Raw genomic sequence first — 19,543 nt, 5'->3', positions numbered from 1 at the left:
TATACGCTAATAATAAAAAAATTATAAGAATTTGAATTTATGTAGAAAAATATATTTATTCATTTTTAAATAAAAATAACTTCATATACTCTTCTATTTTTTTTCTATCATTTCGATTAAACATATTCAGTTTTTCTTCGTTAATTAACTTAGTTTGCTGTAATTTCCATTCTTTCCAAGCCACTTTGGATATTTGATTATATATTTTTTTCCCTAATTCTCCTGGATAAGGAGGATAATCTTGACCTTCAGACTTTTTCTGTAAAAAAGTACAAAAAATTATACGACTCATTGTATTTATAACCTTTTTATAAAAACTATTTAAACATTTTTAAAATTTTCTGAACTGGTTTAGGAATACCTATATTACAAGGATTTTGTAAATCATACCAAACTCCTATTCTTTTAGTATCATCAAAATTTTTATAAAAAGATAATTTTACTAAAATTGGAATAATATGCAGTGTAAAATGACTAAATTTATGATAAAAAGATTTAATCTTTTCATTTTTTTGATCTGTATTGATTTTATTTTTTTTTAACCATTCTATAGTTTTCATTTCAGTATCAAAATTTGGAAAACAAAATAAGTTATTCCAAATTTTTTTTTCGATATTTTTTTCTATCCAGAATTTATTTTTATATTTGATAATAACAAACCAAGACTTTTTTTCTAATTTTATTTTTTTATTTTTTTTTAAAGGATATTTAATCCAATTTTTTTCTTTGTAAGCTATGCATTTTTTTTTTAATGGGCATAAATTGCATTGTGGATTTTTAGGAGTGCAAAGTAATGCACCTATGTCCATTATACCTTGATTAAAATTACCAGTATTATTAATTGGAGTAATTGATTCAATTAAATTCCATAATTTTTTTTCTATTTTTTTTTCTGTTAAATATCCAATGATACCATAATATCTCATTAGAATTCTTTTTACGTTTCCTTCTAAAATAGGAAAAAAATAATTCAATGACAAAGATAAAATAGCTCCTGCTGTAGATCTTCCAATACCTGGTAGCTTAAGTAATTCTAAAAACTGTGTTGGAAATTTTTCTTGATATTTTTCTTTAATAATTTTTGCTGTTTTATAAATGTTTTCTGCTCTTTTATAATATCCTAGTCCACTCCATAGGCATAAGATATCATCTAACTTACTATTGTTTAAAGATTGTATATTTGGAAATCTTAACATAAATTTTTTAAAATATGGAATTACTGTTTTTACAGTTGTTTGTTGTAACATTATTTCTGATATCCAAATTTTATATAAATTTTTGTCTTGTTTCCACGGAAGATTTTTTCTTCCATTTATATGATACCAATTAAGAATTAATTGCGAAAAAACATATATTGTCATTTTATAAAATTTTTTTAATTTTTGAAAAGTAATTTGCATGTATTTAAAAAAAATAAGATATAATCATCTTAATATTTTTTATTTTTTAAAAAAAGTATAACTAAATATGAAAAATAATATTATCACACCTCAATATAATTGCAATGGTACTTTTTTACGTCAAATCCGCAGTTTTGTTTGTCGAAAAGGTCGAATTACTAAGTCTCAATCAGAGGCAATTAAAAAATATTGGTCATCAATTGGTATTGATTTTAAATCAGAACCATTAAATTTTACATCTATTTTTAAAAATAGTGCCCCTATTATTTTAGAAATTGGTTTTGGATCAGGTAGCTCTTTAGTTGAAACAGCCATTAATTTCCCAGATAAAAATTTTTTAGGAATAGAAGTGTATAAACCAGGAATAGGTTCTTGTCTACGTTTAGCACATTTTTCTGGAATTAGTAATATAAAAATTATCTATCATGATGCAATTGAAGTAATTGATAATATGATTTTAGATTATACTTTATTAAAAGTACAAATTTTTTTTCCAGATCCATGGAATAAAAAAAGACATCATAAAAGAAGAATTATACAAGATTTTTTTCTAAGAAAAATTTTAAAAAAATTAACTGTTGGTGGTATCTTACATATTGTTACTGACTCGAAAGAATATAGTTTTTTTATATTAAATTTAATAAAAAATATTGATAACTATATAAATATTTCAAAAAAAAGAACGTTTATTGAACGATTTAAATTTCGTTTAATAACAAAATTTGAAAAAAAAGCAAAATTTTTAGGAAATGAAATATTTGATTTGATATTTCAATCTAAAAAATAGATATTTTTTTAATCTAAAAAAATTTTTAATAATGAATTAAGAAATATTTTTCCCTTATTTGTTGTATTCCAAAAGTCAATCTTATCTTTTATATATCCTTTTTCTATTGCCTTTTTTATTTTTTCTTTTATGTAAATTGGATCAATATTAGTTCTTTCTTGGAATTGTTTTTTTAAAACAGGTTTGTATAGTCTAAAAGTATTCATAAAGTATTCAAAAGGTCTTTCTTTTTTTAAAATAATATTTTTATATTTTAAATATTTTCCATTTATGAAATCATTTAGATTTTTATTCTTTACAGTTCTAATAATATCTCCATTTTTTTGAGTTATTTTACCATGAGCACTACAACCTATTCCAATATAATCTCCAAAATTCCAGTAATTAAGATTATGTTGACATTCATAGTTTATTTTTGAATATGAAGATATTTCATATTTTTTATATCCTGATTTTTTTAGGAACTTATCTCCTTGTATTAACATTTTAAAAATCATATTTTCATTAGGTAAATTTAATTTTTTTACATAAAAAAGAGTATTAGGTTCTATAGTTAATTGATACCATGATATGTGTGTTGGATTATGTTTAACAGCATATTTTAAATCCAATAATACATCGTTTAAAGATTGATTTGGTAATCCATACATAATATCTAGATTAAAATTTTTATTTATTTTACTTATTTCTTCTATTGCTAAGATTGCCTCTTCTTTATTATACGTACGTTCTATTTTTTTTAACAAATCTGAATTAAACGTTTGAATTCCTATGGAAAAACGATTGATACCTGATTTTTTATAATTTAAAAAACGTTTGTATTCTAGTGTTGTTGGATTTGATTCTATAGTAATTTCTGTTTTATTAGAAATATTTGTTCTTTTTTTTATTTCTTTTAGTAAATTTTCTATTGAACTATTTTTTAGTAAACTAGGTGTTCCACCACCAATGAAAATAGTATTTATTTTTCTTTCATTGATTAAACTTAAATCTTTTTCTAAATCTTTTAATAAATGCTCAATATATTTTTTTTCTGGAATCGCACTTTTGCTAACATACGAATAAAAATCACAATATCCACATTTTTTTAAACACCAAGGAATGTGGATATATAAACTAATAGGTGGAAGTTTAAACATAGTAATATTTTTAATATTTCAATAAATTTTTAATGTACTAGCTAATTTTATTTGTAAAGATAAAACGCCCAATTCTTATCATATTGCTTTGAAAAAATAAAGCTTTTTCTATATCAAAACTTGTTCCTAATGATAAAGTATCAATTGATTGATATTCTTTTTTTAATTCATTAAAAATAACACTTCCGTTTTTATAACTATCATTTTTTTTTATGATTTCTTCTTTTATTGAAGGCATAATCATAATTCCTCGAAAATTTAAATTAGGCATTAAAGAAATAATTTTTGCTAATTTTTTATAATTTTTTATGCATATACCATTTTTGTTTATTTCATCAGAAATATTTATTTGCATCAAAACATTCATTGGAAATACACTTTTTGCTCTGTACTTATTAAGTAAAATTGCTATTTTTTCACGGTCTACAGTTTGACACCAATCGAAATTTTCTGCAATAATTTTTGTTTTATTTGATTGTACTTTTCCAATAAAATGCCAAATAATATTTTTATATTTTTTTAATTTTTGAATTTTATTGATTCCTTCTTGAACATAATTTTCTCCGAATTCATATATTCCAGATGATATTACTAGTTTCATTTTGTCAATTTCTTGATTTTTACTTACTGCTATTATTTTTACTTTTTTTAAAGGATTGTTGTTTTTCTTTAAAAAAGTTTTAATTTTTTTTTTAATAATTTCAATGTTAATATTAATTTTTTTCATATTTTATTTTTAATGCATTAAAGAATTAATACAAATTTTGATTAAACCAACTTTCTAATATAATGACAGCAGCAACAGAATGTATTTTTTCTTTTTTTAATCCTTTAAAACCATTTTTTTTAAATATTAATGATCTAGCTTCTTTAGTACTTAAACGTTCATCGTGTAAATCAACGAAAAGATTAAATTTATATTTTAATGAATAAGCAAATTTTTCTGCTTTTTTTGTCATATCTTGTCTGGTACCATCTATATTTAATGGTAGTCCTACAACTAAAAATTTAGGTTTCCAGGTTTGTAATAAATTTTTTACATTATCCCAATCTGGAGATCCGTTTTGTGCAGATAATTTACTTAAAGCTCTTCCTTTTTTAAGAATATTTTCTCCAACTGCTACTCCAATATTTTTTAAACCGAAATCAAAAGCTATTACTATCATTTTATAATCTCTATTTGTACATCTTATGTTCAAGATAATCAATTAAAATACTTGTAATAGAAATATTTTTCTTTTCTTCAATTTCACAAATACATGTTGGGCTTGTAACATTAATTTCTGTCAAGTTATTACCTATAACATCTAATCCAACAAGGATTAATCCTCTTTTTTTTAAAATTGGAGCTAAATAGTTAGCTATTTCCCAATCCTTATCGCTAAGTTTTTGTACTTTTCCTTCTCCTCCAACGGCTAAGTTTGCCCTTGTTTCTCCGTATTTTGGGATACGTGTTAAAGACCAAGGTATAGGTTTCCCGTTTACAATTAAAATTCTTTTATCACCAAATTTTACTTCTGGTAAATACGTTTGAATCATACAATATTTTTTTTCGTAATTTGTAAGTGTTTCGACAATAACTGAAAAATTAGGATCATTTTTTTTAATACGAAAAATATTTTTTCCACCCATTGCATTTAAAGGTTTTAATATTATGTCGTTTTTTTCTTTCCAAAAATCATATATTTTAGACAATTTTCTTGTAACTAACGTGTCTGTAGTAAATTTAGAAAACCATGATATAAATATTTTTTCGTTACAGTCTCTTAAACTTTTTGGTTTATTAATTACTAATACACCTTTTTCTTCTGCACGTTCAAGAATATATGTTGCATAAATAAATTCAGTGTTAAATGGAGGATCTTTTCGCATTAGAATAGCGTCTAATTCATTTAATGCAATGTCTTTTTTTTGAATGAATTTAAAATAATTTTCTTTATTTTTTTGCACTTCCATTAAGCGTGTTGTTGCATATGATTTACCTTTTCTTAAATAAAGATCGTTCATTTCCATATAATAAATTTCATGTTTTCTTTTTTGAGCTTCTAGCAATATAGCAAAACTTGAGTCTTTTTTAATATTAATTGATTTAATTGGATCCATTACTATTCCAATTTTTAAATTCTTTTTTTTCTGCATATTTTAACACTCGTTGTTTAATCAAAAAATATCTATAAATATAATATGAATTTATTTTTGTGAAAATTAAATTTTATTTTAAATAAAATTAGTTATTAAATGCTTAAACTTAAAAATTTATTTATATAAATAAATTTTATATGTTTAACCTAAAATCATCATGTTTTTTAATCATATTTAGGGCCGCAATAATTATCAAATCTAGACCAATGTCCGTTGAATGTTAAGCATATTGTTCCAATTGGTCCATTTCTTTGTTTTCCTATTATAATTTCAGCAATACCTTTAAAATCACTATTTTCGTGATATATTTCGTCACGATATATAAACATTATTAAATCTGCGTCTTGTTCTAAAGAACCAGACTCGCGTAAATCTGAATTTACTGGTCTTTTATCTGATCTTTGTTCTAGAGAACGGTTTAATTGTGATAATGCTATAACTGGTACTTGTAATTCCTTTGCCAGTGCTTTTAAGGTTCTAGAAATTTCAGCAATTTCAAGAGTTCGGTTGTCAGAAAGAGATGGAACTCTCATTAATTGTAAATAATCAACCATTATTAAAGTTAATCCATTATTTTCACGATAAATACGACGTGCTCTAGAACGAACTTCACTGGGAGTAAGAGCTGAAGAATCATCTATATAAATGTTCTTTTTTTTAAGTAAAACATTAATTGTACCAGACATACGAGACCAGTCTTCATCATTTAATTGTCCAGTTCGAATACGTGCCTGATTTACTCTAGATAAAGATGCTAGCATACGCATCATAATTTGCTCTCCAGGCATCTCTAAACTAAAAATCAACACTGGTTTATCATATAGCATAGCAGCATTTTCACATAAGTTCATGGCAAAAGTTGTTTTACCCATTGAAGGTCTTGCTGCAATGATAATAAGTTCTGAAGGTTGTAAACCTGATGTTTTTTTATTTAAATCTTGATATCCTGTATTTATTCCTGTTACTCCGTCATTAGGAGATAAAAATAACTTTTCAATACTAGTAACAGTTTCATCAAGAATTTGTTCAATATTTTTTGGACCTGAATCTTTTTTAAAACGTTTTTCAGCAATCTTAAAAACACTAGATTCCGCGTAATCTAATAATTCTTCGCTTTTACGTCCTTGAGTATCATATCCTGCGTTTGCTATTTTATTAGCTACTAATATCATTTCTCTTACTATTGCTCTTTCTCGTATTATGTCAGCATATGCAGTAATATTCGCTGTACTAGGAGTATTTTTCGATAATTCAGCTAAATAAGAAAATCTACCTACACTTTCTAATTTTCCTTTTTGTTCTAAAGATTCTGATAATGTAATTAAATCAATAGGATGTCCTAAATTTAACAATTGTTGCATTTCTTGAAATATTAAGCGATGGGGTTTGCTAAAAAAATCATCAGCCACCACATGTTCTGAAACAGAATCCCACTGTTCGTTATCTAACATTAATCCACCTAGTACTGATTGTTCTGCTTCTAATGAATGTGGTGGAATTTTTAATCTATTAATTTGTTGATGTAAATATGATTTATTTTTTGCCATATATATTGGAAGTACCACTATTTAGTAAATCATTGTAAAATTATATTATAGTATTCTAAATAATAGATTATTTATTCACTAATTTAATTCAGTTTTTTATCTTATTTTTAATAAGTTGAGTATTTAAAAAAATTTTTTATTTTTATCTTTAAATATTTGATTAATTGTTTAAAAAAAATATATAAGATATTTTATTATTTTTTTAGAAATTATATTCTAATTTTATTAGGGGAATATATTTTTGGAGGAATATTTTTTTTGATATACTAAATAATGTTAAAATTAATTTCTTCTACTATATTTTTTCACTTTCATATAGGAATATATTATCATAATTTTATATGTTTTTATTTTTTTAAATTATTTATAAAAAATTACAAAAAATAAAATTTAATTTTTTATTATTTTTTTAATCATAAATCCATTATAGAAGTTTTTTTATTTAAAATAGAATTTATAATTTTAAAATTTATTTAAAAAGAAAAGTGTTTTGGTACTTAAAAAATTTAATTGCAACTTTATAAAAAGTTATATTTGTTTAAAATATTAATAACATAAAAAATATTGTTTCTTTCTTTAAAGAAATATAAATTATGGTTTATAATTTTATTTTTTAATAGTTATAATGTAACTTAAATATATATAAATTTTTATTTTTTTACTATTTTAAATACAATTTGCAATTTTTACAAAAAACAATTATTGAAAAATTTTTATTATTTCTAATATCTTAATTACTATTAATATATCGTTTTTTATAAGTTTAATTATATTAAATTACGTATTCATGATGTATTTTTATTACAAATAATTAAAAATTCTATTTAAAAATGTATTTAATTTTTTTAAATTTAGAAAATGGAGTTTTTATTATGGCAAGTAGAGGTGTAAATAAAGTAATCTTAATTGGTCACTTAGGCCAAGATCCTGAAGTTCGTTATATGCCAAATGGTAATGCAGTAGTAAATATGACACTTGCAACTTCAGAGAACTGGAAAGATAAAAATACTGGTGAAAATAAAGAGAAAACAGAATGGCATAGAATAGTATTATTTGGAAAATTGGCTGAAATTGCTGGAGAATATTTGAGAAAAGGTTCTCAAGTATATATTGAAGGATCCCTTCAAACTAGAAAATGGCAAGACCAAAATGGTCTTGAACGTTATACAACAGAAATTATAGTTAACATTGGCGGTACGATGCAAATGTTAGGAACTCGTAATTCAAATTCTCATCATGTTACATTAAACGAAAATAATAATATTTTAAAAACAAAAAAACTAGAAATAAATCATGCGTCAAAAAATATAGAAAAAAGTAAATTAAATAAAGAACAAATTGATTCTTCAGAAATAGATTTCGATGATGAAATTCCTTTTTAGAAATATAAAAATCTATAGCCCTCATTTTTTTAGGGCTATATGTTTTTTAATTAAAGATTTTTTATAAATTCTAATAAAATAGAACAAAATTGTTCTTTATGTGAAATAAATGGAGTGTGTGCAGCTTTTTCTATAATAATAGAAATACTTTCAGGCCATTTTTTATCAAGTATTTTTGATATTTTTTTTGGAACTAAACTGTCTAATGAACCGTATATGCGTAATAAAGGAATTTTAAGAATGTTTTTTTCTAATCGTAAATCAGTTGAAAGAAGTATTTCTAATCCATTTTTTAAGATTTTTTTATTTGGTTTATCTTCATAAGATATTATCTTTTTTAACTTTTTTAAATCTTGCAAATTTTCTTTTGATCTTGTGATTTGTAAAGATAAAAAATTATTTATTGTTTCAAAATAATTTTTTTTTAAACTGCTGTAAAAACAGTATATTTTTTTTTCTTCTATTCCAGGCCATTTTTTTTTTTATAAAACAAGGAGAAGAAGCTACATTTATTATTCCTAAAATATTTTTTGGATATAACGATGCAAATCGATTAGTAATTAACCCACCTATAGACCATCCTAACCAAATAGAATTTTTAGGCATATAATAGTATAAAATTTCAGTTATTTCATCAATTTTAAGAGGAAGTAAATGTTTATTCATTCCAATTCCTGGTAAATCAATTAAATGAAATTTAAATATATTATTAAGTTTATTTATAATAAAAAACCATATTTTTAAATCAAATCCCCATCCATTTAATATAATGAGATTAATATTGCCATTACCTACAGTTTTCCAGTAAAAATTTTTCATTTTTTTCCTTAAATAAAAGAATTTTTATTATCTCAAATAAAATTTTTTTTAAAATAGAATATTCTTGTATTTTTTTTAATAAATTAGTAGAATTAATTATAATTAAAATTTTACTAAATTAATATTTATGATTAATATTTCTAATAAAGCACAAAATTATTTTGTATCACTTTTATCAAAAGAACCTATCGGAACTCAAATACGTGTATTTATTATAAATCCAGGTACACAAAATGCAGAGTGTGGAGTAGCATACTGTGCCAAAGATGAAGTAGAAAAGAATGATATTAAATTAAATTATAACAATTTTTTTGTTTATGTTAATCGATCTATTACTTCTTTTTTAAAAAATTCTGAAATTGATCTTATAGTTGATAATTTAGGTTCACAATTAACTTTTAAGACACCATATGCTAAAAAAAATATTTTAAAAAACACTGTATCTTCTTTACAAGAAAGGATAGAAGAATTTTTAAACACCAACATAAACCCTCAATTATTGATGCATGGAGGAAAAGTTAATTTAATTAAAATTTCTAAAAACAAAATAGCTTTAATACAATTTAGTGGAGGATGTAATGGATGTTCAATGATTGGAATTACTTTAAAAGAGACGGTTGAGAAAAAAATACTATCTTTTTTTCCTGAAATAAAACAGGTAATTGATCAGACTGATCATCTTCATGGTAATCATTCTTTTTATTAAAATTTTAAATAAATTTTTGAAAAACATATCAAAATCACTTAATCTAGAGTTAATTCGCCGCGTAAGTTATTCTGCATTTGAATACGAATTTTTTCAGTTGAAAAATTTTGACTTAATAGAAAATGTAATTTAGTTAAGGCTGCTTCTACCGTTAAATCATATCCGCTAATAACACCAACTTTTATAAGTGAATTACCGGTTGCATAACCATTCATATTAACGCGTCCCGACGTACATTGTGTTAAATTTATTACGATAATATTTTTTTTTTGGGCAAGGTCTAATTCTCTTAAAAATTCTCTATTCTGAGGAGCGTTTCCTATTCCATAAGTACATAAAATTAATGCTTTTACTGGATTTAATAAAAAATTTTGTATTACTTCTTTAGATATTCCTGGATATATTGTAAGTATACTGATGGGTTGTGGTCTTACTTTATATACTTTTAGCTTTTTTGTTTTTTTTTTAAATTTTTTTTTATAAAAAGATTGAACATTAATTCCTACTTCTAATAAAGGTCCTAAATTAGGTGAAGAAAAGGCATCAAAGCCATCGGCATGTGATTTAGTTGTTCGGTTTCCTCTATATAATCTATGATTAAAAAAGAGAGTGACTTCGTTAATGGGATAGTTGGCAGCCATTAATAATGAATTTAATAAATTTTGTCGTCCATCTGATCGGATTTCTGAAAGAGGAATTTGAGATCCTGTTATTATTACTGGTTTTTCTAGATTTTCTAATATAAATGACAAAGCTGATGCAGTATAAGCCATGGTATCTGTTCCATGAAGAATAATAAATCCATCATATTTATGATAATTATTTTTAATATCATTTGCAATTTTTTGCCATTCTATTGGGGTCATATTAGATGAATCAATTAATGGATTATATTCTTTAATAGTAAAGTTTGGAATTTCTGTACTATGAAATTCTGGCATTTTAATTAATTGTTTTTGAAGATGTCCAGAAATAGGAATATATCCATATTTTGATTTTTGCATTCCGATAGTACCACCTGTGTATGCAATATATATAAATTTTTTCTTCATTGCAGAAACTCTTTTTCATTTATAATGCAATTATAAACATTTTTATTATTACATACAGTTTAGTTTATTTTTATACAGTTTAGTTTATTTTTATCTAGTATAATATTACTATTTTTTTTAAATAAATCAAGATAACTAACATAGACTTTTAAAAAAAATCAGAATGTTTATTTTTTAATAAATAATTTTTATTTTTATATCTAAAATTTTTAATAATGAAAAATAATTTAAATGAGTATATATGTTTGATATAAATCATCAATTGGAATTAAGTAAAAGACGTACTTTTGCTATTATTTCTCATCCTGATGCAGGTAAAACAACTGTTACAGAAAAAATGTTATTACTTGGAAAAGTAATTCGTACTTCTGGAACTATTAAAGCCAGAGGAAATGGAAAATATGCTAAGTCAGATTGGATGAACATTGAAAAGCAGCGCGGAATTTCTGTTACTACATCAGTTATGCAGTTTACATATAAAAATATTTTAATGAATTTACTAGATACTCCTGGTCATGAAGATTTTTCAGAAGATACATATCGAATTCTTACTGCAGTTGATTGCTGTTTATTGGTTATCGATGCCGCAAAAGGAATAGAAGATCGAACAAAAAAATTAATGAATGTTAGTCGTTTGCATAATACTCCCATTATTACTTTCATTAATAAATTAGATCGTGATAGTCGTGAAGCAATAGAAATTCTAGATGAAATAGAAAAAGAGTTAAATTTAAGCTGTATTCCAATAACTTGGCCTATCAGTTGTGGTAAAAACTTTAAAGGTGTTTATCATATTTATGATAAAATGTTTTGTTTATATAAAAAAAATGTTATTAAAAAAGTTAATTTTTTTGATTCTAACTCCCTTACTGATTTTTTTAATGAATTTTCTTTAAAAGAACATATTGGTACAGATTTATATATACAATGGCATGAAGAATTAAAATTAGTTACTCATGTATATCCAGAATTTAGTAAAAAAAAATTTTTAGAAGGTGATGTAACTCCTGTTTTTTTTGGTAGTGCATTAAGTAATTTTGGTATTAATCATGTACTAGAAAGTTTAATAAAATGGGCTCCTTCTCCTGTTTATCGTTGTACTAATATACGAAAAGTTGAACCTGAAGAAAAAAAATTTACAGGTTTTATATTTAAAATTCAAGCAAATATGGATTTAAAACATCGTGATCGAATGGCTTTTATGAGAATTGTTTCTGGACAGTATAGAAAAGGTATAAAACTAAGACATGTACGAATAAAAAAAGATATCATTGTTTCTGATGCATTTTCCTTTTTAGCTGGAGATAGATTTTCTATAGAAAACGCGTATCCTGGTGATGTAATAGGAATACATAATCACGGCACAATAAAAATTGGAGATACTTTTACAGAAGGAGAAGAAATTAAATTTCTTGGGATTCCAAGTTTTGCTCCAGAAGTATTTCGTCGTATTTTTTTAAAAAATCCATTACAACAAAAAAAATTAAAAAAAGGTTTATTTCAATTATCAGAAGAAGGTGCAATACAAATTTTTTGTCCTATAACAAACAATAGTCTAATTTTAGGTGCTATTGGAATATTACAATTTGATGTTGTAATTGAACGTTTAAAGGTTGAATATCAAATAGATGCAATGTATGAAACAGTAAATATTGCTCTTGCACGTTGGATTAGATCAAAAAAAGAAAAATCTATTTCTGATTTTTTAAACAAAAATAAATCTTGTTTAGCGTTAGATGGTTCTAATCAACTAATATATTTAGCACCAAATAAAGCTAATTTAGACATAATAAAAAACATTTATAAGAATATTTTTTTTGACAAAACAAGAGAACAGTAAACATATTTTATTAATTTTAGGTATTTATAATGAAACGCGTTTTTTTAATGATTTTAGATTCTTTTGGAATAGGTTCAAGTTTTGATGCTTATAAATTTAATGATGTTGGCGCAGATACTTTTGGACATATAGCAGAAAAATGTTTTTTGAATGAAGCTAATATAGGAAGAAAAGGTTCTTTATATATTCCCAATTTAACTAAGTTAGGAATAGTTAAATCATATCAATCTTCTACAGGAAAATATCCATTAGGATTTAATCAAAAAGAAGATGTTAATATTATTGCTAGTTATGGTTATGCTAGCGAAATTTCTTCTGGAAAAGATACTACTTCTGGACACTGGGAAATTGCTGGAGCTCCTTTTTTAAAAGATTGGCATTACTTTACAAAAAAAGATCATTCTTTTCCCTTATCATTAATTAACAAAATAATAAAAAAATTAAAATTACCTGGTATTCTTGGTAACTGTCATGCATCAGGTACAGAAATAATAAAAAATTTAGGTAAAGAACATATTAAAACAGGAAAGCCTATTTTTTATACTTCATCTGATTCTGTATTTCAAATAGCATGCCATGAAGTTAAATTTGGTTTGTCAAATCTTTATAAAATATGTGAAACTGTTCGTACGATACTTGATAAAAATAAATATAAAGTAGCACGTGTTATAGCTAGACCTTTTATTGGAACTAATAAACTAAACTTTAATAGAACTGGAAACAGACGCGATCTTTCAATGCAACCTCCTTCTATTACTTTTATGGAAAAATTAATACAAGAGAAAAAAGGTACAGTCATTGCGATAGGGAAAATTTCAGATATTTATGCAGGAGTTGGAATAAGTAAAAGTATTAAATCCACTGGTTTATATGAATTATGTAATAGTACTATTGATCAGATGAAATTAGCAAAGAATAATACTGTTATATTCACTAATTTTGTAGATTTTGATTCTGTTTGGGGTCATCGTCGTGATGTTTCAGGATATGCTAAGGGGTTAGAATTTTTTGATAGTAAATTATCTGAAATGATTAATTTAGTTAAAGAGAAAGATTTATTTATTTTAACTGCAGATCATGGATGTGATCCTACTTGGAAAGGAACAGATCATACGAGAGAAAATATTCCTATATTAATATATGCTCCAGGTAAAAAAATAAATTTTTTAGGTTATCGAGATACCTTTTCTGATATAGGACAAACTATTGCAAAACATTTTTCATTATCTGATATGAAATATGGTAAAAGCATGTTTTAAAAAAATTATTTATTAAAATAAGGAAAAAAAATAGTGCCTACACTGCATATTAAAAGTGAAAAAAATTCTTTTTCAGATATAGTTTTGATGCCTGGTGATCCAATAAGAGCCAAATATATTGCTGAAAATTATTTAAAAGATGCAATTCAAATTAATGATACTCGATTAATGCTGGCATATACAGGATATTATAAAAGTAAAAAAATTTCCATTATGAGTCATGGTATGGGAATACCCTCTGCATCTCTTTACGTAAGAGAGTTAATATCAGAATATAATGTAAAAAAAATTATTCGCGTAGGAACTTGTGGTACTCTTCAGAATAATATAAAATTGCGTGATATCGTTATTAGTATGGGTGCTTCTACAGATTCAAAAGTTAACAGAATACGTTTTAATAATCATGATTATGCTGCAATTGCAGATTTTAAAATGATTTTTCATGCTTTTGTAACAGCTAAAAAAATGAATTTTAAAGTTCATATTGGTAATTTTTTTACGACAGATTCATTTTATAGTGAAAATGAAGATATGTTGAAAATTTTAAAAAAATATAACATCATTGGAATAGATATGGAGACTGCTGGTATATATTCAGTTGCCTCTGAATTAAAAGCTCAAGCATTATCAATTTGCACTGTTTCTGATCATATCACTAAAAAAGAAGCAGTATCACCAAAAGATAGAGAGTCTAGTTTTCATAATATGATTACTCTTTCTTTAGAAACTACTTTGCTTCTTTAAAAAAAAATATAAAACAGATTTGATCATGTAAAAGAATATATAATTTTTAAAATTAAAGTTTTATTTATAATTATATATTTTTTTATATTTTTTTTGGTGAGAAAGGGATTCGAACCCTTGATACGTTTCCATATACACGCTTTCCAGGCGTGTTCCTTAAGCCTCTCGGACATCTCACCTTTTAAGATTTAAAGAATTTTTAAAATTTTTTTATGTAAAAATCTATTTAAACTTAAAAAATAAATTACGTCAAGTTTTTTAATTAAAGTATTAAATTTATTGAAAATTTTCAAAAATAATATTTGTATTAAAATAATAAATAAATTATGGAAAAAATAAGGTTTACTCTGATAGAATAATAGTTTTACTTTAAAAAAAATTTTATCACATAAAAATTTTAAAAATAAGTTTTTAAAACATGTATTATGTTTCAATTTTTCTGATAAAAGTATTATAAGAAATTATTTAAAATAATAAAAAATTTTTTTAAACAATTCTTTTTTCATACAAGGATCATATTTTTTAATGAAAAACCAATAATATTCCTATTTTTAAATATATAATTGTCGTTAATTTAGAATATTTATATAAAATTTAGTTTATTCTATTTTTAGCGTTTTTTATGTCTTGCTAGCAAAATTTGCTAAGCATTACTGTTATTAACGAATTATCTTAGTAATAAAAATATGGCAGAAAAACGAAATATTTTTTTAATTGGACCTATGGGAGCTGGTAAAAGTACTATTGGTCGTCAGTTGTCTCAACAACTTAATATGGAATTTTTTGATTCTGATCAAGAAATTGAGAAGCGTACTGGAGCTAATATAAGTTGGGTCTTCGATGTTGAAGGTGAAAACGGTTTTCGTCAAAGAGAAGTAAAAATTATTGATGAACTTACAAAAAAACAAGGTATTGTTCTTGCTACCGGTGGAGGTTCAGTAAAATTCAAAGAAAATCGTAATATTTTATCTGCTCGTGGGATTGTTATATATTTAGAAACTACTGTTGAAAAACAGTTATCACGTACAAAAAGAGATAAAAAAAGACCATTATTACAATCTAACATTTCAAATCGTATTGTATTAGAAAATTTAGCTCATGAAAGAAATCCATTATATGAAGAAATAGCAGATTTTAAAATTCAAACTGATAATCAAAGTGCTAAATCTGTTGCATATAGTATTATTCATTTATTAGAAAAAATATAGTGAGATTATTTAAATAAAATGCTTATAGAGTATAAAAAATTATGGAACAATTAAAAGTTGTTTTAGGAAAACGTAGCTATCCGATTAATATCGGATCTGGTATTATTCAGGAAGATAATATCTTTTGGCCTTTAAATCCTGGAAACCAAGCTATGTTAATCACAAATAAAACATTAGCTAATCTTTTTAAAGATAAGGTATTCTTTCATTTAAGAAAATCCGGCATAAAAATAGATCAAGTTATTCTTTCAGATGGAGAACAATTTAAGACATTAAATGAAATGGAAGTAATAATTTCTGCTCTATTAGAAAAAAAACATTCCCGTGATACAACTTTGATTGCATTAGGTGGAGGAGTAATAGGTGATCTAACTGGATTTTCGGCATCTATTTACCAGAGAGGTGTACGATTTATTCAAATTCCGACTACTCTTTTGTCTCAAGTAGATGCTTCTGTTGGTGGAAAAACCGGAGTCAATCATTTGCTTGGTAAAAACATGGTAGGCTCGTTTTGGCAACCTTCTTCTGTTATTATTGATATCGATTTTTTAAAAACTCTTCCGTATAATGAATTGGTTTCTGGTATGGCAGAAGTTATTAAATACGCTGTTATTTTTGATGCAAATTTTTTTAATTGGTTAGAAGAAAATATTGAAAATTTATTATTGTTGAATCATGAATTAATGTCTTATTGTATTAAAAAGTGTTGTGAATTAAAAGCAAAAATAATTTCTCTTGACGAAAGAGAAAATAATTTTAGAGCATTGTTAAATTTTGGGCATACATATGGTCATGCTATTGAAGCTCATGCAGGCTACGGTAATTGGTTACATGGTGAAGCAATTTCAGTAGGAATGGTCATGGCATCTCGTACATCAGAATTAATAGGATGTTTAAAAAAAACAGATTATAAAAGAATATTGTCTTTATTAAAAAAAACAGGATTACCTATTAAAGCACCTAAAAATATGTCTGCCGCTTCATATTTACCATATATGATAAGAGATAAAAAAGTTATGTCTGGAGAAATGAGGTTAGTTCTTCCGGTTTCTATTGGAAAAGCTGAAATTTATTCTGGAATAGACAAAAATATTATTTTAAGTGCAATTAAAGATTCTCAATAAAATTTTTAATATTTGGGATTAAAAATTATTTATTATAATTATAACTTTATAAGTTTTTTTTTAAAATAAAAATTTAGGTTTTTCATTTTATATAGTTTTGAAGTTTAATTACATATTACAATTTTTCTTCTAAACTATATTCTTTTTTAAAAATGTTTTCTTTTGTACAGATTAAATTTAATTTTTCAGTTTTTTATTAATATTTAAAAAAATAAATGTTGATAGATGAAAATAATTTTTATTTAAAAGTTTAACTTAATTAAATTTAATATACATTTTTTTAAAAGTTTTTTTGATAATAATTAGAGTATTATTTTTTTATCAAACTAACTTTTAATATTAAAAAAAATTTTATAAAATATTGTATTAATAACTTTACTTCTTACTAAATATAAAAATTTAGTATGTCTTAAAAAATATATTCCCTGTTTAATATTTAATTAAAATATCGTCAATCAATGCGTTTTTCATGCAAAAAAAATGTCAATAATATTATTATATTTTTTTAATTTTTATTATGAAAAATAAAAGAAATATTAAAATTAACTAATAATTTTTTTTATTTAAAATTTGTTTTGTCTATTTTTTATAAAATTATTTCAATCAAATATGGGATGACTAAGATGAAAAAGTTTTTTTTAGCGCCTTCAATTTTATCTGCTGATTTCGCTCGTTTAGGAGAAGATGCAAAAAAAGTTATAGATGCAGGTAGTGATTGGATACATTTTGATGTAATGGATAATCATTATGTTCCAAATTTAACAATGGGTCCTATGATTTTAAAAGCTTTACGAAATTATAACATTACTGTACCTATTGATGTACACTTGATGGTAAAACCAGTAGATAATTTAATTCCTCAATTTGCTGAAGCTGGAGCAGATTTTATTACTTTTCATCCAGAGGCGACAGATCATATTGATCGTACTTTAAATTTAATTAAGGAGTGCGGATGTAAAGCAGGTTTAGCTTTTAATCCGGCCACTTCTCTTAATTTTCTTGATTATGTAATGGAAAAATTAGATTTAATTTTATTAATGTCAGTAAATCCTGGTTTTGGTAATCAATCATTTTTACCATCTTCATTCAAAAAATTACGTGAAGTTCGCAAAAAAATTGAGTTAAATTCATCTAACATTCTTCTAGAAGTTGATGGAGGAGTTAAATTAGAAAACATTTCTGAGATAGCTTTTTCAGGAGCTAATGTTTTTGTGATTGGTTCAGGACTTTTTGGATATTCTAATTATGATATTATCATAAAAAAGATACGTGAAGAATTAAAACATGTTTATTCAACTTCTATTCATTGATATTTTTATATACCTTAGGATCATTTAATATGATTAACTCTAAACCAATATTATTCAGTGCTGTACAACCTTCAGGTAATTTAAGTATTGGAAACTATATAGGAACAATGCGTCATTGGTCTTCATTTCAAGATAATTATGAATGTTTATACTGTATTGCTGACTTACATTCTTTAACTACATTAAATAAAAATTTTTTTTTAAAAAAATCAGTATTAGATACATTAGCATTATATTTAGCCTGTGGAGTGAATCCGACAAAAAGTATTATTTTTATTCAGTCACATGTTTATCAACATAGTCAATTACATTGGATTTTAAGTTGTTTTAGCCAATTTGGTGAATTATCTAGAATGACACAATTTAAAAATAAAAGAAAAATAGAAGAAAATTGTGTTGAAAATATAAATATTGGATTATTTAATTATCCTCTATTAATGTCATCAGATATTTTATTATATCAAACGAATTTAGTACCAGTAGGAAAAGATCAGAAACAGCATTTAGAATTAACTCGTAATATTGCTAATCGTTTTAATCTTTTATATGGAGACATATTTACCTTACCTGATTCATTAATTACTAAAAATGGATCTAAAATTATGTCTTTATTAGATCCTACAAAAAAAATGTCTAAATCAGATACTATTAAAAATAATGTAATTTTTTTATTAGAAGATATTTCATCAGTTTTTTTAAAAATAAAAAACGCTGTTACAGATTCAGAAACACCACCTAAAATATACTATGATATAAAAAAAAAACCAGGTATTTCAAATTTATTAGAAATTCTTTCTGCTATTACAAACAAAAACATTTCTATCTTGGAAAAAGAATTAGACGGCATAATGTACAGTGAATTTAAAAATATTATTTTTGACAATGTATCTAAATTTTTATATAAATTGCAAAAATCTTACTTAGATTATCGAAACGACGAATCTTATTTAAAAAAAATAGCTAAAGAAGGAGCAATTAAAGCGAGATTAAAATCTGAAAAATTTTTAAAACGTGTATCTTCTGCTATAGGTCTAGATTAGTTATTTAAATAAACCAGAAGTCATTATTTATTCTAGTTTATTTA

Annotated in this window: 20 protein-coding genes and 1 tRNA gene; 10 read left to right on the top strand and 11 right to left on the bottom strand. The window is 24.1% G+C overall.

Translation table 11 applies throughout. From position 1 onward, the window contains the following. Positions 1 to 55: 55 nt before the first annotated feature. Complete coding sequence (locus tag D9V76_RS02855) at positions 56 to 292, bottom strand: oxidative damage protection protein (protein WP_158337614.1); 237 nt, start codon at positions 290 to 292, stop codon at positions 56 to 58. A 25-nt stretch (positions 293 to 317) separates the two neighbouring features. Then, positions 318 to 1,361 carry an A/G-specific adenine glycosylase gene (mutY, locus tag D9V76_RS02850; protein WP_158337612.1) on the bottom strand — a complete coding sequence of 348 codons (1,044 nt, stop codon included), beginning with the start codon at positions 1,359 to 1,361 and terminating at the stop codon, positions 318 to 320. Positions 1,362 to 1,467: 106 nt separating this feature from the next. On the opposite strand from mutY, the gene trmB reads away from it, so the two are divergent. After that, positions 1,468 to 2,187 carry a tRNA (guanosine(46)-N7)-methyltransferase TrmB gene (gene trmB, locus D9V76_RS02845; RefSeq protein WP_158337610.1) on the top strand — a complete coding sequence of 240 codons (720 nt, stop codon included), beginning with the start codon at positions 1,468 to 1,470 and terminating at the stop codon, positions 2,185 to 2,187. An 8-nt stretch (positions 2,188 to 2,195) separates the two neighbouring features. Here trmB and hemW read toward each other — a convergent pair whose 3' ends face one another. From hemW to dnaB, 5 genes are all read right to left on the bottom strand, one after another. Then, on the bottom strand, positions 2,196 to 3,326 hold the full coding sequence (gene hemW, locus D9V76_RS02840) for a radical SAM family heme chaperone HemW (RefSeq protein WP_158337608.1): 1,131 nt from the start codon (positions 3,324 to 3,326) through the stop codon (positions 2,196 to 2,198). A gap of 37 nt (positions 3,327 to 3,363) precedes the next feature. Continuing rightward, positions 3,364 to 4,053: a YggS family pyridoxal phosphate-dependent enzyme gene (locus D9V76_RS02835; protein WP_158337606.1), complete on the bottom strand. Its 690-nt coding sequence runs from the start codon at positions 4,051 to 4,053 to the stop codon at positions 3,364 to 3,366. Between the two features lie 25 nt (positions 4,054 to 4,078). Then, the gene (ruvX, locus tag D9V76_RS02830) at positions 4,079 to 4,492 is read right to left on the bottom strand and encodes a Holliday junction resolvase RuvX (RefSeq protein ID WP_158337604.1); all 414 of its coding nucleotides are present in this window, start codon (positions 4,490 to 4,492) and stop codon (positions 4,079 to 4,081) included. Between the two features lie 10 nt (positions 4,493 to 4,502). After that, positions 4,503 to 5,465, bottom strand: coding sequence for a glutathione synthase (gene gshB / locus D9V76_RS02825; RefSeq protein ID WP_158337602.1), 963 nt, complete (start codon positions 5,463 to 5,465; stop codon positions 4,503 to 4,505). Between the two features lie 167 nt (positions 5,466 to 5,632). Beyond that, entirely contained in the window at positions 5,633 to 7,033 is a 1,401-nt protein-coding gene (gene dnaB / locus D9V76_RS02820; protein WP_158337600.1) for a replicative DNA helicase, read from the bottom strand. Positions 7,034 to 7,887: 854 nt separating this feature from the next. Here dnaB and D9V76_RS02815 point away from each other — a divergent pair. Continuing rightward, positions 7,888 to 8,397 (top strand): single-stranded DNA-binding protein, encoded by a 510-nt coding sequence (locus tag D9V76_RS02815; RefSeq protein ID WP_158337598.1) that lies wholly within the window; start codon positions 7,888 to 7,890, stop codon positions 8,395 to 8,397. Between the two features lie 50 nt (positions 8,398 to 8,447). On the opposite strand, the gene D9V76_RS02810 is transcribed toward D9V76_RS02815, so the two are convergent. Then, the gene (locus D9V76_RS02810; RefSeq protein ID WP_158337596.1) at positions 8,448 to 8,756 is read right to left on the bottom strand and encodes a hypothetical protein; all 309 of its coding nucleotides are present in this window, start codon (positions 8,754 to 8,756) and stop codon (positions 8,448 to 8,450) included. A 49-nt stretch (positions 8,757 to 8,805) separates the two neighbouring features. Then, the gene (locus tag D9V76_RS02805; protein ID WP_158337594.1) at positions 8,806 to 9,216 is read right to left on the bottom strand and encodes an alpha/beta fold hydrolase; all 411 of its coding nucleotides are present in this window, start codon (positions 9,214 to 9,216) and stop codon (positions 8,806 to 8,808) included. A gap of 127 nt (positions 9,217 to 9,343) precedes the next feature. Here D9V76_RS02805 and D9V76_RS02800 point away from each other — a divergent pair, with 127 nt between their 5' ends. Next, positions 9,344 to 9,922: an NfuA family Fe-S biogenesis protein gene (locus D9V76_RS02800; protein ID WP_158337592.1), complete on the top strand. Its 579-nt coding sequence runs from the start codon at positions 9,344 to 9,346 to the stop codon at positions 9,920 to 9,922. A gap of 38 nt (positions 9,923 to 9,960) precedes the next feature. Here the strand turns inward: D9V76_RS02800 and ansA are convergent, their stop codons facing one another. Beyond that, positions 9,961 to 10,974, bottom strand: coding sequence for an asparaginase (gene ansA, locus D9V76_RS02795; protein WP_158337590.1), 1,014 nt, complete (start codon positions 10,972 to 10,974; stop codon positions 9,961 to 9,963). 241 nt (positions 10,975 to 11,215) lie between these two features. Between ansA and D9V76_RS02790 the strand changes: the two genes are divergently transcribed. The 3 genes from D9V76_RS02790 to deoD are packed head-to-tail and all read left to right on the top strand — an operon-like array spanning position 11,216 to position 14,817. Next, on the top strand, positions 11,216 to 12,814 hold the full coding sequence (locus D9V76_RS02790; protein ID WP_158337588.1) for a peptide chain release factor 3: 1,599 nt from the start codon (positions 11,216 to 11,218) through the stop codon (positions 12,812 to 12,814). Positions 12,815 to 12,843: 29 nt separating this feature from the next. After that, positions 12,844 to 14,073 (top strand): phosphopentomutase, encoded by a 1,230-nt coding sequence (locus D9V76_RS02785; protein ID WP_158337586.1) that lies wholly within the window; start codon positions 12,844 to 12,846, stop codon positions 14,071 to 14,073. Between the two features lie 33 nt (positions 14,074 to 14,106). After that, the gene (gene deoD / locus D9V76_RS02780) at positions 14,107 to 14,817 is read left to right on the top strand and encodes a purine-nucleoside phosphorylase (protein ID WP_158337584.1); all 711 of its coding nucleotides are present in this window, start codon (positions 14,107 to 14,109) and stop codon (positions 14,815 to 14,817) included. Positions 14,818 to 14,911: 94 nt separating this feature from the next. Here deoD and D9V76_RS02775 read toward each other — a convergent pair. After that, positions 14,912 to 14,996, bottom strand: a tRNA-Ser gene (locus tag D9V76_RS02775). A gap of 507 nt (positions 14,997 to 15,503) precedes the next feature. Between D9V76_RS02775 and aroK the strand changes: the two genes are divergently transcribed. The 4 genes from aroK (at position 15,504) to trpS (ending at position 19,499) form a co-directional block, all read left to right on the top strand. Next, positions 15,504 to 16,025: a shikimate kinase AroK gene (aroK, locus tag D9V76_RS02770; RefSeq protein ID WP_158337582.1), complete on the top strand. Its 522-nt coding sequence runs from the start codon at positions 15,504 to 15,506 to the stop codon at positions 16,023 to 16,025. Between the two features lie 41 nt (positions 16,026 to 16,066). Continuing rightward, positions 16,067 to 17,149 (top strand): 3-dehydroquinate synthase, encoded by a 1,083-nt coding sequence (aroB, locus tag D9V76_RS02765; RefSeq protein ID WP_158337580.1) that lies wholly within the window; start codon positions 16,067 to 16,069, stop codon positions 17,147 to 17,149. A gap of 623 nt (positions 17,150 to 17,772) precedes the next feature. Then, positions 17,773 to 18,459: a ribulose-phosphate 3-epimerase gene (rpe, locus tag D9V76_RS02760; protein ID WP_158337578.1), complete on the top strand. Its 687-nt coding sequence runs from the start codon at positions 17,773 to 17,775 to the stop codon at positions 18,457 to 18,459. Positions 18,460 to 18,488: 29 nt separating this feature from the next. Next, positions 18,489 to 19,499, top strand: a complete 1,011-nt coding sequence (gene trpS / locus D9V76_RS02755; protein WP_158337576.1) for a tryptophan--tRNA ligase — start codon at positions 18,489 to 18,491, stop codon at positions 19,497 to 19,499. Positions 19,500 to 19,543: the final 44 nt, after the last annotated feature.

Origin of the sequence: Buchnera aphidicola (Rhopalosiphum padi), assembly GCF_005080845.1 — a bacterium.
Classification (GTDB): Bacteria; Pseudomonadota; Gammaproteobacteria; order Enterobacterales; family Enterobacteriaceae; genus Buchnera; species Buchnera aphidicola_AO.
Note: the sequence above shows the minus strand (reverse complement) of the source record. Positions and strands in the feature narration are given on the sequence as shown.

Bases quoted from the DNA above. Each gene is read 5' to 3' on its own strand.
- D9V76_RS02805 (WP_158337594.1), bottom strand. From the start codon at position 9,216: ATGAAAAATTTTTACTGGAAAACTGTAGGTAATGGCAATATTAATCTC.
- ansA (WP_158337590.1), bottom strand. From the start codon at position 10,974: ATGAAGAAAAAATTTATATATATTGCATACACAGGTGGTACTATCGGA.
- D9V76_RS02855 (WP_158337614.1), bottom strand. From the start codon at position 292: ATGAGTCGTATAATTTTTTGTACTTTTTTACAGAAAAAGTCTGAAGGT.
- D9V76_RS02800 (WP_158337592.1), top strand. From the start codon at position 9,344: ATGATTAATATTTCTAATAAAGCACAAAATTATTTTGTATCACTTTTA.
- rpe (WP_158337578.1), top strand. From the start codon at position 17,773: ATGAAAAAGTTTTTTTTAGCGCCTTCAATTTTATCTGCTGATTTCGCT.
- mutY (WP_158337612.1), bottom strand. From the start codon at position 1,361: ATGACAATATATGTTTTTTCGCAATTAATTCTTAATTGGTATCATATA.
- hemW (WP_158337608.1), bottom strand. From the start codon at position 3,326: ATGTTTAAACTTCCACCTATTAGTTTATATATCCACATTCCTTGGTGT.
- aroB (WP_158337580.1), top strand. From the start codon at position 16,067: ATGGAACAATTAAAAGTTGTTTTAGGAAAACGTAGCTATCCGATTAAT.
- gshB (WP_158337602.1), bottom strand. From the start codon at position 5,465: ATGCAGAAAAAAAAGAATTTAAAAATTGGAATAGTAATGGATCCAATT.
- trpS (WP_158337576.1), top strand. From the start codon at position 18,489: ATGATTAACTCTAAACCAATATTATTCAGTGCTGTACAACCTTCAGGT.
- D9V76_RS02790 (WP_158337588.1), top strand. From the start codon at position 11,216: ATGTTTGATATAAATCATCAATTGGAATTAAGTAAAAGACGTACTTTT.
- D9V76_RS02815 (WP_158337598.1), top strand. From the start codon at position 7,888: ATGGCAAGTAGAGGTGTAAATAAAGTAATCTTAATTGGTCACTTAGGC.
- D9V76_RS02785 (WP_158337586.1), top strand. From the start codon at position 12,844: ATGAAACGCGTTTTTTTAATGATTTTAGATTCTTTTGGAATAGGTTCA.
- D9V76_RS02835 (WP_158337606.1), bottom strand. From the start codon at position 4,053: ATGAAAAAAATTAATATTAACATTGAAATTATTAAAAAAAAAATTAAA.
- aroK (WP_158337582.1), top strand. From the start codon at position 15,504: ATGGCAGAAAAACGAAATATTTTTTTAATTGGACCTATGGGAGCTGGT.
- trmB (WP_158337610.1), top strand. From the start codon at position 1,468: ATGAAAAATAATATTATCACACCTCAATATAATTGCAATGGTACTTTT.
- ruvX (WP_158337604.1), bottom strand. From the start codon at position 4,492: ATGATAGTAATAGCTTTTGATTTCGGTTTAAAAAATATTGGAGTAGCA.